This window comes from Rhizobium sp. R339, from assembly GCF_002211395.1.
Lineage (GTDB): Bacteria > Pseudomonadota > Alphaproteobacteria > Rhizobiales > Rhizobiaceae > Rhizobium.
On record NZ_LOKV01000007.1, the window covers coordinates 81463 to 96196 of the forward strand.

Below are 14734 nucleotides of genomic sequence, written 5' to 3' on the forward strand. Positions count from 1 at the left end.
GGAGGACGAGTGTCATGGCATGGGATCGCGCTGATTTTTATGATGCGGAATTGGCGCGGCACAATCGGCACCTTCGGGATGTTGCCGATGTCGGCGCGGCCGACCGGGTGCTCGACATCGGCTGCGGTGCGGGGAAGACGACGCGCGAGGCGGCCCGTGCCGCGAGGCAGGGGGAAGCGGTCGGCGTGGATACTTCCGCAGAGATGCTCGCAGTCGCAAGGCAGCGGAGCGCTGGGGAAGGTTTGCGGAATGTAGCGTTCGAACAGGGCGACGCGCAATTCCACCCATTCCCGACGGCAAGTTTCGACCTCTGCGTCAGCCGGTTCGGCGTGATGTTTTTTGCCGATCCGGCAGAGGCCTTTGCCAATATCGGCCGGGCGATACGTCCCGGCGGGCGGCTGGTTTGGATGGTGTGGCAAAGCGCGGAGCGGTGTGCTGTTCGACTCGCAGGCGTGGATCATCACCGCTCGCCGGGCGGCGGAATAGTTATACGCGCCGCCACCTCTCAATAGCGCGGTATGTAGTCCAGGCCGCCGTCGATCCGTGCCGGACGCCCGTCCAGGAAGAGCTCGCCGATGCGCGGCGCCGAGCGGGCGACGACCTTGCCGCGGCGGATCACCGCCAGCCGGTTCGGCTTCAGCCGCAGCGCTTCCAGCGTATCACTCGCCTGGAGGATGACGAGGTCCGCATTGCATCCTTTCTCCAGGCCATAGCCTGCAAGCCCCATCGTCTTCGCCGAATTGACGGTCAGCGCGTCGAAGATCCTTTTCTTGTCGTCGATGCCGGCCATCTGCGCGACATGGATCGCCATGTGGCCGACCTCCAGCATGTCGCCGGATCCCATCGAATACCAGGGATCCATGACGCAATCGTGCCCGAAGGAGACATTCAGCCCCGCATCCATCAGCTCGCGCACCCGGGTCATGCCGCGGCGTTTCGGATAGGTATCGTGCCGGCCCTGCAACATGATGTTGATCAGCGGATTGGGGATCACGTTGATCTCGGCCTCCGCCATCAGCGGGATGAGCTTGGAAACATAATAATTGTCCATCGAATGCATCGAGGTCAGATGCGAGCCGGCGACACGTCCCTGCAGGCCGAAGCGGATGGTTTGCGCGGCCAGCGTCTCGATATGGCGCGAGAGCGGATCGTCGGTTTCGTCGCAATGCATGTCGACCGGCAGGCCACGATCGGCGGCGATGCGGCAGAGCGCCTCGACCGAAGCCGTACCGTCGCCCATGGTCCGTTCGAAGTGGGGAATGCCGCCGACGATATCGACGCCCATGTCGAGCGCCCGGTTGAGCGCGTCAATCGCCCCCGGCGAGCGGTAATAACCGTCCTGGGGAAAGGCGACCAGTTGCAAATCGATATAGGGCGCGACCCTTTCGCGGACTTCGATCATCGCCTCGACGGTCACCAATCTGGGATCGCTCGTATCGACATGGCTGCGGATGAAAAGCAGGCCTTGCGTGACCGCGAGATCGCAATAGCGCAGCGCGCGATCGACCAATTCTTCCCGCGTCACGATGGGGCGCAGCTCCCCCCAGAGCGCGATGCCCTCGAGCAGCGTGCCGGAGACGTTCATGCGCGGCAGCCCGAGCGACAGGGTGGCGTCCATATGGAAATGCGGATCGACGAAGGGCGGGCTCACCAGCCTGCCGGTTGCGTCGATTTCCTCTGCCGCCTGCGCCTGCAGATTGCGCTCGACGGCAACGATCCTGCCGCCCTCGACACCGATATCGACGCCGGTTCGGCCATCGCGGAGATTTGCATTTCTGACGATTAGATCGAACATTGGAACCTCGCTGGAAAAGACGGCTTTAGCGCTCGCCGCGGCGATAGGGCTGCATCAGCGCCTGCGGGACGCGGGCGCGGCGGGCCATGACGGCAAGGGCGGCAATGGAAAGGATATAGGGCGTCATCAGGAAGAGCTGATAGGGCACGAGCCCGCTCAGCGCGGTTTGCAGCCGAAGCTGAAACGCATCGAAGAAGGCGAAGAGCAGGGCGCCGAAGAGTGCCCGGCCCGGCCGCCATGAGGCGAACACGACAAGCGCGATGCAGATCCAGCCGCGCCCCTGCACCATCGTCGGGAAGAAGCTGTTGAACGCCGACAATGTCAGGAAAGCGCCGCCCATTCCCATCAGGGCGCTGCCGATGATGACTGCACCGTATCGCACCTTCATCGGATTGACGCCCTGGGCTTCGGCTGCATGCGGATTTTCACCGGTCATGCGGATTGCGAGCCCCACGGGAGTTCGGAAGATAATGTAGGCCATCAGCAGGGCGATAAGGATAGCAAGATAGGTCGGCGCCGTCTGCGTAAAGAAGGCCGGGCCGATGAACGGCAGCGTCGAGAGACCGGGGATGGCGATCGGCTGAAACGGCACGATGGTGGGCGGCGTATTGGCAAGCGGCACGATCAGCCGGAAGACATAATAGCTGAAACTGGAAGCAAAGAGCGTGACGCCGAGGCCGGAGACATGCTGGGACAGGCCGAGCGTCACCGTCAGCGACGCATGCAGCAGGCCGAAGATGCCGCCGGCGACCGCGGCGATCAGCAGGCCGGTCCACAGATCGGCGCCGTGGTAGACGGAAAGCCAGCCGATCATCGCGCCGAAGGTCATGATGCCTTCGATGCCGAGATTGAGCACGCCGGCCCGTTCGCAGAGCAGCGCACCGAGCGTGCCGAAAATCAGCGGCGTGGCGATCCGCAGGATTGCCGCCCAGAGCCCGGCAGACGCGATGATATCGAACAGCTGCGTCATCGCCTTATCCTGTATTGGGTGAAGAACAAGGCGATCAGCATGGTCAGGAGCGACAGCGCCACCGTGACGTCGGCAATATAGGTCGGGATGCCGAGACCCCGGCTCATGCCATCGGCGCCGACGAACATGGTGGCCGTGAAAATGGCGGCGAAGACCACGCCCAGCGGATTGAGATTGGCGAGCATCGCGACGACGATGCCCGCATAGCCGAAGCCGGGCGACAGGTCCGTCGTCACATAACCCTTGACGCCCATCACCTCGATCGCGCCGGCAAGCCCCGCAAGCCCGCCCGAGACACAGGCGACCTTGACCAGCGTCCTGCCGAGCGGCACGCCTGCGAAGACCGCGCCGGCGGGATTGAGGCCTGCAGCGCGGGACTGCATGCCGAACACCGTGCGGGACTGGACGAAGTGAACGGCGACCGCCAGGGCGATCGCGATCGCCAAACCGATATGCAGGCGCGAGCGGGCGATCAGCTTCGGCAGCATGGCGTGATCGCTGACGGATTGCGACTGCGGCCAGCCGAAGGCGAGCGGATCCTTGAGGACGCCGTCTATGAGCATCGAGACGAAAAGCACGGCGATGAAATTCAGGAGCAGGCTGGTGACGACCTCATCCACGGAAAAGCGCAGCCTGAGCCACAGCGGGATCAAAATCAGCACCATGCCGGCAATCGCGCCGATCAGCAGCAGCAGCGGAATGAGAAGGGGCGTTGGAAGATTGCCGAGCAGTTTCGAGCTTGCCGCCGCAACGGCGATGGCGCCAAGATAGAACTGGCCCTCGGCGCCGATATTCCAGAGTCGCGCCCGGAAGGCGACGGCGGCGGCAAGACCGGTCAGCATGAGCGGCGTTGCCCGCGTCAGTGTCTCGGTCGCCGAAAGCCGCGAGCCGAAGGCGCCGGTCAGGATGCGCCAATAGGCATCGAAAACAGGCGGGCCGGCGATCGAGATCAGAATGCCCGCCAGCGCCAGCGCCGCGATGACGGCGATGACGGGCGTGACGATCAGCAGGTAAAGCGGGCGGTCCTCGCGGCGCTCAAATCGCATGATCGGCCTCGCGGGTCTCTTGCCATTCGCCTGCCATCATCAGCCCCAGCCTGCGGGCATCGGCGCCGTCGGCCTCGACGGGCGGCGACAGGCGGCCGCCGACAATCGCCTGTATGCGGTCCGCGAGCGCGATCACCTCGTCAAGATCCTCCGAGATCAGCAGTACAGCGGTTCCCTGCCGGCGGGCTTCGAGCAGGCGCGCATGCACGGCGGCGACCGCACCTTCGTCGAGGCCGCGCGCAGGCTGTGCCGCAATCAGGATGCGCGGCCGCCGATAGAGGCTGCGCCCGAGAATGAGCTTCTGCATATTGCCGCCAGACAGCAGCCGCGTGCGGATTGCCGGGCCGCCGCCGCGAACGTCGAAGCCGTCGATGATCTCGCGCGCGAAGGCTACGCCGGCCTTGCGGTTGACGAGGCCGTGGCGCGAGAAGGCCGGCGAAGTGATACGCTCCAAGACGGCGTTTTCCCAGATCGCCATTTCGCCGATTACGCCCTCGTGGTTGCGGTCCTCGGGAATGCGGCCGATGCCGGCTTCGACCACATCGGCGACGCCGAGATTGCCGACCGCAACGCCGAACAGGCTGAGGTCGCCGCCGCTGCGCGCCAGCGTGCCGGAAAGAAGATGCGCCAATGCCGCCTGACCATTGCCGGAAACGCCGATAATGCCGAGGATCTCTCCCTGATGCAGCCGGAAACTGATCGATTTCAGACGATCGATGCCGCCGGTTCGCACGGTCACACTTGAAGCCTCGAGCGCAACGGCGCCGGGGCTCGACGGTTCGCGAACGGGCCGCGTTACGCGGTGCCCGACCATCAGCTCGGCAAGTTCCGCCTTGCTCGTTTCCGATGCCCTGCGCTCAGCGACCATCCTGCCTGCGCGCAGCACGACGATGCGGTCTGCCGCCGCCATCACCTCGTCGAGCTTATGCGAGATGAAGATCAGCGACAGGCCCTGGCGGGCCATTTCCTTCAGGGTCGTGAACAGCCGCTCGGCTTCGATGTTGGTCAGCACCGCCGTCGGCTCGTCGAGGATCAGGATGCGGGCATCGTTGTAAAGCGCCTTGAGGATCTCCACCCGCTGCTGCTCGCCGACGGAAAGGTCGCCGAGGCGGGCATCTGGATCGACCTGAAGGCCGAAGCGCTCCGAAATCGCCAGGAGTTTCTTGCGCGCCGCCGATGTTGCCGATCGCCAGGACCAAAGGCCTTCCGTGCCGGTCATGACGTTTTCGAGAACGGTCAGATTGGGCGCGAGCGAGAAATGCTGATGCACCATGCCGACGCCGGCGCGGATCGCCGCGCGCGGCTTGCCCTGCGGCAAGTCGGCGCCGTCGATCAGAATTCGCCCGGCATCCGGCACATAGTGGCCGAAAAGGATGCTCATCAGCGTGGTCTTGCCCGCGCCGTTTTCGCCGAGCAGGGCGACGACCTCGCCCCTGGCCAGCGTCATGGAAATATCGTCATTGGCGAGATTGGCGCCGAAGCGTTTGCTGACGCCGACAATTTCCAGAACGGGCCCGGTCATGACGGCAACCCCGCCACCGGAAAACGGTGCTGCCATCGCCCCTCCGCTTCCAGGCGTGCCGCCAGCGACAGAAGCCGCGGCTCGTGACCCATCGGCATCATGAGCTGCACCGGCAGCGGGATGGCGTGCTCATCCTCTCCGAAAGGCAGCGTCAAAGCAGGAAAACCTGAAATATTGGCAAGGCAGGCAAGCGGCGCAAACGCGGTCATTCGCTCCAGATGCAGATCGGTGTCGGCATGATCGGACGGAAACGAGCCGATCGCAAGAGGCGCGCAGGCGAGCATCGGCATCAGAATGCAGTCGACCTTATCGAACAGCGCCCAGACGGCGTGGCTCACCAGAACCGCATCGTTCAGCGTTTTCCAGAGTTCGGTGGCCGTGAGCGCTCGTCCGCGTATCGCAAAAGCCTGCGTGAGGGGCTCGGCCCTCCTTTCCTCAAGGGCTGCCGCCTCGATGAGCGCGGAGAGGTTGACGGAAATGATATCGGCAAAGGCACGGCCGCTGGCGGCGACGCTCCATGCGAAGTCGGCCCAGCCCAAGGGAACGATGGCGTGTCCGTCCTTCTCGAGCACACGCGCGGCGTCCGCGACGGCGGCAAGGCGATCGCCCTCCGTCGGGTGGGCCGGTCCGGTATCGGTCAACAGGCCGACCCGCAAACGGCCGGTGTCGACATCGGCGGGGAAGAGATCCGGAACGGGTCCGCGCGTATTGCCGCTCAGCCGGCTGAAGATCAGCGCCGTATCCCGCACCGAGCGGCAGACCGCAAGTTCGCTCGCGATTCCCGCAAGGTGATTGCCGAAAGATGGTCCGCCGGGGATGGCGCCGCGGGTCGGCTTCATTCCGACGAGACCGCAGCAGGCGGCGGGCACGCGGATCGAGCCGCCGGCGTCGGTGGCATGGGCAATCGCGACGATCCCGGCGGCAACGGCTGCCGCCGCACCGCCGGACGAGCCACCGGCGGTGCGCGTGGGATCGAGCGGGTTGCGACAGACCGGCCCGATTGCCGGTTCGCTGGCGAGCGAAAGACCGAATTCCGGGCTCGTCGTGAGGCCGAACAGACAGAAGCCGGCCTCGCGGAACCGCGCAGCAAGATCGGAGTCGGCTCCGCCGCCATTTCTCTCGAAGAGGCGGGAACCGGCCGTTACCGGCAGTCCTCGGAAGGGACCGCCGAGATCCTTCGCCAAGGTGGGCACGCCGGCAAAGGGCCGCGCCGCGAAACGATCGGGCGCGCGCTGCCGCTCCCGGTCGCAAGCCTGCGCCGCCGCGAGGCCCATGGCGCCGTCGAGATAGGCGATCGCGCCGAGCGGCTCATGCCGCGCGGCGGCCTCGAGGGAGGTCTGCATCGCGTCTGCAGCGCTCAGGCTGCCATGCCTGATCGCTGCCGCCAGTTCCGTCGCGTCGCCCTGCATCAGCCGAACTACTTCGGCTCTTCCATCATCTTCGGCACTTCGAAGGTGCCGGCCTTGATCTCCGTCCGCTTGGCTTCCATCGCGGCCTCCGCCTCGGCAGGCGCCACGCCCTTCACGAAGACGATATCGCTGCCGCCTTCCTTCATCAGGCCGTAGGACGTGTAGTTCCTGCCGACCGGCTTGCCGGCGGCGACATCGGCAATCGCGGCATTGAGGATCGGGCGGAAATACCACATGGCGTTGGCAAACACCGTGTCCGGATAACGCGGCGTGTAATCGACCAGCGAACCGACGGACTTGATGCCGCGTTCCTTGGCGGCATCGGCCGTGCCGATGCGTTCGCCGAACAGGATGTCGGCGCCGGCGTCGATCTGGGCGAGACCGGCCTCGCGGGCCTTCGGCGGGTCGAAGAAGGTACCGATGAACGAGACTAGGTGCTTTGCGTCGGGATTGACAGCCTTGACGCCTGCGGCAAAGGCGTTGATCAGCATGTTGACTTCGGGGATCGGAATGGCGCCGACCGAACCGACGACGTTCGACTTGGTCATCTTGCCCGCAAGCATGCCGGCCAGATAGGCGCCGTCATGGTTCCACGTGCCGAAGACGCCGAAATTGTCGCCGGCCTGCTCGCCGCTCGAACCGAGCACGAAGGCGGTCTCGGGATAGTCGGCCGCGACTTGCCGGGCTTCCTTCTCCACCGCATAGGCTTCGCCGATGATCAGCTTGTTGCCCTGTTCGGCATATTCGCGCATGGCGCGCGGATAATCGGTGCCGGAGACACCTTCGGAAAAGACATATTCGATGACGCCTTCCTTGGCGGCGTCCTGAAGGGCCTTGTGAAGACAGGAATTCCAGGCGTTTTCAACCGGCGAGGCATGAATGCCGGCAACTTTCAGCGGGGCGGCAGCCCTTGCGAGCGGGGCGAGGCTGCTCACGCCGAGCGCAATGCCCGATGCGATCACGGCCCGGCGTGAAATCAGGATGTCTTTGGTCATCGATTGCTCCCCTTTTTTACCATCTGGTTCAAAAATCATAGTAGCGCCTAAAAATGTGTCAAGGAGAGAACAGGCTTAAAAATCAGGCTGATCGACCCTTTAGGCTCTTTCCACCACCGCCGAATTTTTGCGTGTCAGCCGGGCGTCCCGACTTGGCGGAAAGAACGTGGCGTGGCAGGCTGCACCCCGATGCCGCCGCGCTTTTCGGTTGAGAATTTCCATTCCAACAAGCGCCTCCTTCGCTTCGGCGCGAGGAGAGCTCGGGCCGGATCTGCAGGGCTTGGCGCGACGATATTTGCAGGATATGCAGAGAACTGTTGGGGTGGGGACACAAGAAAATGAATGATGAAGAAGGCGCCTCGCGGCGGCCGATCGCGAGCCGGTCGTCGTCCCGGGCGATCGGCCTGAGTGCGTGGCTGGCGCGCACCGGCGTGACGCGCACGCTTGCCCGTTCGCTGGAGAGACCATGACCGTACTCGTCCGTCGTCTTCTCGTGCTGTTCGTCCGTATCATGGTCGGCGCGCGAAGCGAGTGGCGGGGCTGCACGCCCGACACGCGCCGCCGCATCTATTTCGCCAATCACAACAGCCATGTCGATACCGTCGCCGTCATGGCCGCCCTGCCGTATCACGTGCGCCGGCTGACCCATCCGGTGGCGGCGCGCGACTATTGGGGAACGAGCGCCTTTCGCCGCTTCATCGCGGAAAAGGGCCTGCGCGCCGTCCTGATAGACCGCAAGCCTCTGCCGGACAGCAATCCGCTGGAGCCGCTCGAGCGCCTGCTCGAGGAAGGGCGTTCGATCCTGATTTTTCCCGAGGGAACGAGAAGCGCCACCGAAGAGATCGTCCCGTTCCGCAGCGGCATCTATCGCCTTGCCTGCCGCTTCCCGGATGTCGATCTCGTGCCGATCCATCTCGACAATCTACAACGCATTCTGCCCAAGGGAAGCTGGCTCATCGTGCCGATCACCTGCACGGCCCGCTTCGGCAAGCCGCTGCGCGTCGAACCGGGCGAAGGCAAGGACGCATTCCTGGCGCGGGCGCGGGCCGCGATCATCGAGCTGGCAGACAGAGGGCGCACCGCATGACCAGCTTTTTCTCGATCGTTCTTGCCGCGATCCTCGGCCTGCTCGCCGTTGCCTCCGCCATCGGCTTCATCCTGCAACGGCGCGCGACCGAACCCGGCTCCGTCGCCACCGTCCAGAACCTCAATGCCCGCATCCGCTCCTGGTGGATCATGGTCGCGGTCTTCGGCGGCACGATCCTGCTCGGCGATACGGCGGTGGTCATCCTCTTCGCCTTCCTGTCCTTCATGGCGCTCCGAGAGTTCTGGACGCTGACGCCATCGCGGCGCGGCGATCACCTGGCGCTGTTCCTGTCCTTCTTCGTCGTCCTGCCGGTGCAATATGTGCTGCTCGGGACGCTGTGGTACGGCCTGTTTTCGATCTTCATCCCGGTCTATGCCTTCCTGATCCTGCCGGCGGTGGCAACGCTCACGGGCGACGTCAACGAATTCCTGGCGCGAACCGCCAGGGTGCAATGGGGATTGATGCTGACGGTCTATTCGATCAGCCATGCGCCGGCGCTGCTGATGCTTGAGACCGGCACGCCTTCGGCGCTTCTCCTCGTCTATCTCGTCATCGTCGTGCAGCTCAGCGACGTCTTCCAGTATGTCTGGGGCAAGCTTCTCGGAAAGCATCGCTTCTCGCCGAACATCAGCCCATCGAAGACACTCGAAGGCCTGATCGGCGGCGGCGCCTCGGCCATCCTCGTCGGGACGCTGCTCTATCGCCTGACGCCGTTCTCACCCCTGCAGGCGGCGGCCGTCAGTACCGTCATCGTGGTTGCGGGCTTCTTCGGCGGCTTCGTGCTCTCGGCCATCAAGCGCGATCTCAACGCCAAAGACTGGGGCTATGTGATCGAGGGCCATGGCGGCGTGCTCGACCGCCTCGACTCCATCACTTTCGCGGCGCCGCTGTTCTTCCATATCGTTCGCTACTGGTTTACGACATAGGCACGAGCCGCGGCCTCGTCAAAACCGTTCCAAATCCTCGAGACTTTCGACCAGCCGCTGCTTGACATCGCGCTCCTGCCTGGAAATGGCCGCCATCAGCTTGCCCATCGTTCCCCTGATGCCATGAAGCTGATCGACCAGATCCATGACGATATCGACGCCAGCCTCGTTGACGCCCATATTGCCCATGAGATCCAGGATCAGCCGTGCGCGGGCGACGTCGGCATCGCGAAACTGTCGCTTTTCGCCTGAGGTCTCCGGGATAAGCCAGCCCTGTTCGATCCAGAAATCGAGCTGGACCACATCGATTTGCAAGTAAAGACGGAACTCATGATCATCCATGATCAGGCCTCCATGTTCTTCCTCGGATCATGTGGATGTGCCGCCGCCCATTCCTTCACCAGGGACGTCAGCCGCTCGTCAGGCTGATCGGGCAAGACGATCTTCAGGGAGACATAGACGTCGCCGTGCCCGCCGCCGCGCTTCGGAACGCCCTTGCCCTTGAGGCGCAGGACTTTTCCGGTGTTGGAATGAGGCGGCAGCGTCAGATTGACGGGGCCTGAAGGCGTGGGGACGCGAACCTTGCCGCCGAGCACCGCTTCGCCGAGCGAAATCGGCAGCTCCAGGCGGATGTCGTCGCCGTCGCGCGTGAAGAAGCGGTGTGGACGCACACGGATTTCGATGAGCGCATCGCCCGCCGGCCCGCCGCCAGCACCCGGCTCCCCCTTGCCGCGCAACCGCAAGGTCTGGCCGTCGCGCGTTCCCGGCGGGATCCCCACCTCGAGCGCCGGGCCATCCGGAAGCTTGACCTCGGTCCTAGTGCCGTTGATGGCCTCCAGAAAATCGACCTCCATCGAAAAGCGCCGGTCCTGGCCTTGGCTGCGCGCGCGGCCGCCGCCGGTGCGGCGTGAAAAGAAGCTCGCAAAGATGTCGTCGGCATCGCCGAAGTCGGCAAAGCCGGCGCTGCTGCGATAGGGATTATCGGCGCTGCCGGCCGAGGCATAGTCGCGATAATAGCTGCGCTGCGCCCGCTCGGCGCCCGTCATATCGATCTCGCCGCGGTCGAAGCGTCCGCGCTTCTCTTCGTCGCTCAAAATCTCGTAGGCGGTCGAAATTTCCTTGAAACGCTCCTCGGCCTTTCTGTCGCCGGGGTTCAGATCGGGGTGCAATTTCTTGGCAAGCTTACGGAACGCGCTTTGAATATCCTTTTGCGACGCATCCCGCTTCACGCCCAGAAGCTCATAGGGATCCTGGCTCATGCATGTCTCCGCTCAGGCAGCCAATTCTGCCGTTGATTTGCCTGAAATATAGGTGGTCAGGGCGCCGGAGGGGAGGGGAGGCTGTGGAGAGCTACAACAGCGCTTCGTCTTCCCGCGGCTGATCGGTACGCCGATCGATGAGAACCGAGCAGCGCGCGTGGCGCACAACCTTTTCGACGATCGAGGAAAAGACGTAGTCGGTGATATCGGGGACATGCGATGACAGCAGGATGAGATCGGCCGATCTCTCCTTGGCGGCCGACACGAGCATGGAGGCCGCAACGCCGATACGAACCTCGACCGTTGCCGGGACACCAAATTCCCGACAGAGCAATACGAGCTTCCTTTCGGAGTCGGCCATCGCCGTCGTCTCGAATTGCTCCGGAAGATCCATGAGGTGGCGGTGCGGAATATTCTCGACGACGTGCAGGACGACAATGCTGCCGCCTTGGTCCAACAGCGCCGCCGCCCGGCGCAGGAGGCGGATTGCCGTTTCCCGGGAACCCATGCCGATGCCGCAGATGATCGTCCGATACATTGAGCTCAATATCCCCGAATACGAATAGCCTCGCCGATCATACCCGGCGCCGGCCACCTCTGCTTTGACCGATATCAAGCAGAAATGCCGCGACATCGCAACGCAGGAAGCGGCCATCCGGAAGGGCTCGGGCGGATCGTCGCAGTTGACGGCACGGCCGTCGGCAATAGCTTTACCGCGATATCGTCAATCATCGAGGTTTACATGGGCAATATCGCAATCATCGGATCGGGCGCGATGGGAAGCGCCGTCGCCAAACGGCTGATCGACCATGGCGCCAAGGTACTGACCTATCTCGACGGCCGGAGCGAGCCGACGATCGCACGAGCGCAAGCAGCCGGAATGATTCCGGTCGCGCTCAAGGAGCTGGCGAAGGCCGATCTGATCCTGTCGATCGTTCCGCCAGCGGAAGCGATCAAGGTCGCCGAACAAGTCGCGGAAATATCACGGGAGAATCCCGCGCCGCCGCCCTTCATCGACCTCAATGCAATTGCGCCGAAAACGATGCAGGCACTGGCGGCGCGGTTCGAAGGCAGCCGGGTAGAAGTCCTCGATGGCGCCATCATCGGCGGTCCGCCTGCTGCCGGCAAATCTGGTCCGACGATCTATGTCAGCGGCGATAGCACGGGCCGGAGCCGGCTGCTTGAGGAGCACAGCCTGAAAGTCCGCAGGCTCGACGGACCGCTCGGCGCGGCATCGGCGCTGAAGATGTGTTATGCCGGCATCAACAAGGGACTTGCCGGGCTTGGTGCCGCAATCCTGCTTGCCGCATCGCGCTCGGGTGCCGCCGAGAGCCTGAAGGCCGAGCTCGCGGAAAGCCTTCCCGACATCGAGCGCAAGCTGTCGAAATCCATTCCCGATATGTATCCGAAGGCCTATCGTTGGGTTGCCGAAATGCAGGAGATCGCCGATTTCCTCGGAGAGGACGATCCGGCAGCAACGATTTTTCGGGGCATGGCCGAGCTTTTCTCCCGGCTGGCGGCGGATGTGGACGGCGACCGCGCCCTCGTCAGGCAGCTGGACGAGATCCTCGCACCGTCGGAAACCGGCGCGATGGTCATGCCTTAGAGCCGCTGCCGGCACCCCGCGAGGGAGGCGCCGGCAGCTGGCACTCGGCCGGTCCAAGCCACTCCTATATCTTGGTGAAGTCCTCGACCTGCGCACGGATCGCGATCTCGGTCGGCAGCCGCTCCATCGAACTTGCGCCGTAGAAGCCGTTGCAGCCCTTGCAGCGGGCGAGCACATAGGCGGCATCCGCCGGCATGGAGATCGGTCCGCCATGGCAGAGTACGATGACGTCGTCGCGCACCGACCGCGCGGCATCGGCCCATGCATTGATCTTCTCCACGCATCCGTCGAGCGTCAGCGCTGTTTCGGCACCGATCGCGCCGCCCGTGGTCAGGCCGAGATGGCAGACCACGATATCGGCGCCGGCTTTGGTCATGGCGACGGCATCCTCGCTGCTGAAAATATAAGGGGTCGTCAGCATGTCCTTGGCGTGGGCGCGGGCGATGATGTCGATCTCCAGCCCAAAGCCCATACCGGTTTCTTCGAGATTGGCGCGGAAAGTGCCGTCGATCAGCCCGACCGTGGGAAAATTCTGGATGCCGGCAAAACCCATCGCCTTCAACTCGTCGAGGAAGTGATCGGGCAGCATGAAGGGATCGGTGCCGTTGACGCCGGCGAGCACCGGTGTGCGGCGCACGACCGGCAGAACCTCACGGCCCATCTCCTTGACGATCTCATTGGCATTGCCATAGGCGAGGAGGCCGGCGAGCGAGCCTCGCCCGGCCATGCGGTAGCGCCCGGAATTGTAGATCACGATCAGGTCGATGCCGCCGGCTTCCTCGCTTTTGGCGGAAAGGCCGGTGCCGGCGCCGCCGCCGATGATCGGCCGGCCCTCGGCGATCTTGCGGCGAAGCCTGTTCAGAATGTCGTTTCTGTCGATACGGGTCAAAATTCCCTCCTTGAGGCATGGATGTCATGGAAATTGGCGACGAGTGCCGCAGCGAATTCCGGGCTGTTGATATGGGCGTCGATCTCGACGAGACGCCTGTTCGGCGCATCGCGCCAGCCGTTGCGGATGGCTGATAACAGCGCCGCGTCGGCTTGCGGATCGTGGAACGGCTGACCGACGGCGTCGATGGCCGAAACGCCCTGGAGCGGCAGCAGGAAACGGACCGGACCCTGCATGCGGTTGAGCCTTTCGACGATGAAGGCGCCGATCCGGCCGTTTTCCTCCGGCGTGGTGCGCATCAGCGTTACCTGCGCATTATGGACGTGAAGCCGGCGGTCGCGGAAAGGCACGGGCACGGTTTCCCGCGCGCCGAAATTGACCATGTCGACGGCACCGACCGAACCGACATAGGGCAGGCCGGTGCGGATGATGGCGCCGAAGCGATCCTCGGTGGCGGGAAAGACACCGCCAACGAGAAGGTCGGGAACCTCCGTCGTCGTCACATCGATCACGCCCTGCAGCAGGCCGGAATCGGCAAGTTTCTCCATCGACTGCCCGCCGACGCCGGTCGCATGGAAGACATAGATTTCATGCGTCTTGCCGAGCATCTCGCGCACCTGCGTGACGCAAGGCGTGGTGACGCCGAACATGGTCATGCCGATACCCGGCCGATCGTCGCTCGAAGCGGGAATGGGGTTGCGGGCCATGCCGGCCGCCGCGTTCGCCGCATTGCCGATCACCTTGCGCGAGATCGCGTTCAGGCCGGCGACGTCGACGACCGAATACATCATGGTCAGATCGTTCGGTCCAACATAGGGCGCGACATTGCCTGAGGCGACTGTCGAGACCATCAGTTTCGGCAGGCCGATCGGAAGCGAGCGCATCGCCTCCGTCACCAGCGCGGTATTGCCGGTTCCGCCGAGGCCGAGAACGGCGCCGATGTCATCCCGCGATCTGAGGAACGCCGTCAGCGCCTTGGCCATCGCCGAGACCGCCGTTCCCCGATCCGTCTGCCCGAGCACGGCCGGCGCACCCTCGGGATGAAATTCCGCGACTTCGCGCGCCCGGATATCGGCGCCTGCACCCTCCCCAAGCGTGCCGACATCGACCAGCACAGCATCGGCGCCGGCGGCACGGACCGCCTCCCCGGCGTAGTTCAGTTCCGCTTCCTTGGTATCACAGGTGCCGACGACATAGACCTTTCCCATTGGTTTTCCTCCTCTTTTTGGA

General features: G+C 64.1%; 14 protein-coding genes and 2 pseudogenes. 5 read left to right on the top strand and 11 right to left on the bottom strand.

Annotated elements, in window-relative coordinates; translation table 11 throughout:
- Positions 1 to 14: 14 nt before the first annotated feature.
- A pseudogene (locus ATY76_RS11060) lies at positions 15 to 431 on the top strand (class I SAM-dependent methyltransferase); the annotation flags it as partial.
- Positions 432 to 505: 74 nt separating this feature from the next.
- Here the strand turns inward: ATY76_RS11060 and ATY76_RS11065 are convergent.
- Genes ATY76_RS11065 through ATY76_RS11090 form a run of 6 tightly spaced genes read right to left on the bottom strand, consistent with a single transcriptional unit; the run spans position 506 to position 7737 of the window.
- Positions 506 to 1795: an amidohydrolase family protein gene (locus tag ATY76_RS11065; protein WP_088674814.1), complete on the bottom strand. Its 1290-nt coding sequence runs from the start codon at positions 1793 to 1795 to the stop codon at positions 506 to 508.
- A 25-nt stretch (positions 1796 to 1820) separates the two neighbouring features.
- Positions 1821 to 2765 (bottom strand): ABC transporter permease, encoded by a 945-nt coding sequence (locus ATY76_RS11070; RefSeq protein ID WP_088674815.1) that lies wholly within the window; start codon positions 2763 to 2765, stop codon positions 1821 to 1823.
- Positions 2762 to 3811, bottom strand: coding sequence for an ABC transporter permease (locus ATY76_RS11075; protein WP_088674816.1), 1050 nt, complete (start codon positions 3809 to 3811; stop codon positions 2762 to 2764). Before ATY76_RS11075 ends, ATY76_RS11070 begins: the two co-directional genes overlap by 4 nt.
- Positions 3801 to 5333 (bottom strand): ABC transporter ATP-binding protein, encoded by a 1533-nt coding sequence (locus ATY76_RS11080; RefSeq protein WP_088674895.1) that lies wholly within the window; start codon positions 5331 to 5333, stop codon positions 3801 to 3803. Before ATY76_RS11080 ends, ATY76_RS11075 begins: the two co-directional genes overlap by 11 nt.
- Positions 5330 to 6742, bottom strand: a complete 1413-nt coding sequence (locus ATY76_RS11085) for an amidase (protein ID WP_088674817.1) — start codon at positions 6740 to 6742, stop codon at positions 5330 to 5332. Before ATY76_RS11085 ends, ATY76_RS11080 begins: the two co-directional genes overlap by 4 nt.
- Positions 6743 to 6750: 8 nt before the next feature.
- Complete coding sequence (locus tag ATY76_RS11090; protein WP_088674818.1) at positions 6751 to 7737, bottom strand: BMP family protein; 987 nt, start codon at positions 7735 to 7737, stop codon at positions 6751 to 6753.
- Between the two features lie 338 nt (positions 7738 to 8075).
- Here ATY76_RS11090 and ATY76_RS34450 point away from each other — a divergent pair.
- From ATY76_RS34450 to ATY76_RS11105, 3 genes and pseudogenes are all read left to right on the top strand, one after another.
- A pseudogene (locus ATY76_RS34450) lies at positions 8076 to 8174 on the top strand (CDP-alcohol phosphatidyltransferase family protein); the annotation flags it as partial.
- Positions 8175 to 8203: 29 nt separating this feature from the next.
- Positions 8204 to 8824 carry a lysophospholipid acyltransferase family protein gene (locus tag ATY76_RS11100; RefSeq protein WP_088674819.1) on the top strand — a complete coding sequence of 207 codons (621 nt, stop codon included), beginning with the start codon at positions 8204 to 8206 and terminating at the stop codon, positions 8822 to 8824.
- Positions 8821 to 9750: a phosphatidate cytidylyltransferase gene (locus ATY76_RS11105; protein ID WP_088674820.1), complete on the top strand. Its 930-nt coding sequence runs from the start codon at positions 8821 to 8823 to the stop codon at positions 9748 to 9750. Before ATY76_RS11100 ends, ATY76_RS11105 begins: the two co-directional genes overlap by 4 nt.
- An 18-nt stretch (positions 9751 to 9768) precedes the next feature.
- Here the strand turns inward: ATY76_RS11105 and ATY76_RS11110 are convergent, their stop codons facing one another.
- From ATY76_RS11110 to ATY76_RS11120, 3 genes are all read right to left on the bottom strand, one after another.
- Positions 9769 to 10092: a chaperone modulator CbpM gene (locus ATY76_RS11110; RefSeq protein ID WP_088674821.1), complete on the bottom strand. Its 324-nt coding sequence runs from the start codon at positions 10090 to 10092 to the stop codon at positions 9769 to 9771.
- Between the two features lie 2 nt (positions 10093 to 10094).
- On the bottom strand, positions 10095 to 11009 hold the full coding sequence (locus ATY76_RS11115; RefSeq protein WP_088674822.1) for a DnaJ C-terminal domain-containing protein: 915 nt from the start codon (positions 11007 to 11009) through the stop codon (positions 10095 to 10097).
- Positions 11010 to 11100: 91 nt separating this feature from the next.
- A complete protein-coding gene (locus tag ATY76_RS11120; RefSeq protein ID WP_088674823.1) occupies positions 11101 to 11547 on the bottom strand; it encodes a universal stress protein in 447 nt (148 codons plus the stop codon).
- Between the two features lie 204 nt (positions 11548 to 11751).
- On the opposite strand from ATY76_RS11120, the gene ATY76_RS11125 reads away from it, so the two are divergent.
- Positions 11752 to 12615 (top strand): NAD(P)-dependent oxidoreductase, encoded by an 864-nt coding sequence (locus ATY76_RS11125; RefSeq protein WP_088674896.1) that lies wholly within the window; start codon positions 11752 to 11754, stop codon positions 12613 to 12615.
- 64 nt (positions 12616 to 12679) lie between these two features.
- On the opposite strand, the gene ATY76_RS11130 is transcribed toward ATY76_RS11125, so the two are convergent.
- Entirely contained in the window at positions 12680 to 13504 is an 825-nt protein-coding gene (locus ATY76_RS11130; protein WP_088674824.1) for a phosphoenolpyruvate hydrolase family protein, read from the bottom strand.
- Positions 13501 to 14712 (bottom strand): Tm-1-like ATP-binding domain-containing protein, encoded by a 1212-nt coding sequence (locus tag ATY76_RS11135; protein WP_088674825.1) that lies wholly within the window; start codon positions 14710 to 14712, stop codon positions 13501 to 13503. The genes ATY76_RS11130 and ATY76_RS11135 overlap by 4 nt, the downstream gene beginning before the upstream one ends.
- Positions 14713 to 14734 lie beyond the last annotated feature (22 nt).